Origin of the sequence: Actinomadura sp. 6K520, from assembly GCF_004349245.1 — a bacterium.
Taxonomy (GTDB): domain Bacteria; phylum Actinomycetota; class Actinomycetes; order Streptosporangiales; family Streptosporangiaceae; genus Spirillospora.
Map to the genome: position 1 here is coordinate 1 of NZ_SMLC01000405.1, position 1,155 is coordinate 1,155.

At 68.0% G+C, this 1,155-nt stretch carries 1 protein-coding gene; it reads left to right on the forward strand.

Annotated elements, in window-relative coordinates:
• Positions 1-1,155: acyl-CoA dehydrogenase family protein (locus E1289_RS37675; RefSeq protein ID WP_279488692.1), on the forward strand; the 1,155-nt coding region annotated here is incomplete at both ends.

The window sequence follows — 1,155 nt, forward strand, 5'->3', positions numbered from 1 at the left end:
GACTTTCCCATGTACGCGCCGTCTGCGGAGCATGAGCTGCTGCGGCGGACGGTGCGTGAGCTGGCCGATGCCAGGATCGCTCCTTTCGCGGCGGAGGTGGACGAGGAGTCGCGGTTCCCGCAGGAGGCGCTGGAGGCGTTGGCGGCCAGTGAGCTGCATGCGGTGCACGTGCCCGAATCGTACGGGGGTGCGGGGGCCGACGCGCTGGCCACGGTGATCGTGATCGAGGAGGTGGCGCGGGCGTGTGCGTCGTCGTCGCTGATCCCGGCGGTGAACAAGCTGGGGACCGTGCCGGTTCTGCTGGCGGGGTCGGAGGATCTCAAGAAGAGGTATCTGGCGCCGGTCGCGCGTGGTGAGGCGATGTTCTCCTATGCCTTGTCGGAGGCCGATGCCGGTTCCGATGCGGCCGGGATGAGGACGCGGGCGGTGCGTGAGGGCGGGTCCTGGGTGCTCAACGGCACCAAGATGTGGATCACCAATGCGGGGGTGTCGGAGTACTACACGGTGATGGCGGTGACCGATCCGTCCGCCGGTGCGCGGGGGATTTCGGCGTTCGTCGTGGAGAGGTCCGATCCGGGGGTGTCGTTCGGGCCCAAGGAGCGCAAGCTGGGGATCAAGGGGTCGCCGACCCGGCAGGTGATCTTGGAGGATGTGCGGATTCCGGCGGACCGGATCATCGGCGCGGAGGGGACGGGGTTCAAGACCGCGCTGGCCACGCTGGACCACACCCGGATCACGATCGCCGCGCAGGCCCTCGGGATCGCGCAGGGGGCGCTGGATTTCGCGGTGGGGTATGTCAAGCAGCGCCGCCAGTTCGGCAAGCCCGTCGCCGATTTCCAGGGTGTGCAGTTCATGCTGGCCGATATGGCGATGCGGCTGGAGGGTGCCCGGCAGTTGACCTACCACGCCGCGATCAAGTCCGAACGGGCGATGCACGGCGAGCAGGTCGCCGACCTGACCTTGGTGTCGTCGGCGTGCAAGGCGCTGGCCTCGGATGTGGCGATGGACGTGACGACCGATGCGGTGCAGTTGCTGGGCGGGTACGGGTACACGCGGGACTTCCCGGTGGAGCGGATGATGCGCGACGCCAAGATCACCCAGATCTACGAGGGGACCAACCAGATCCAGCGGATGGTCATCGCCCGCCAGCTCCTC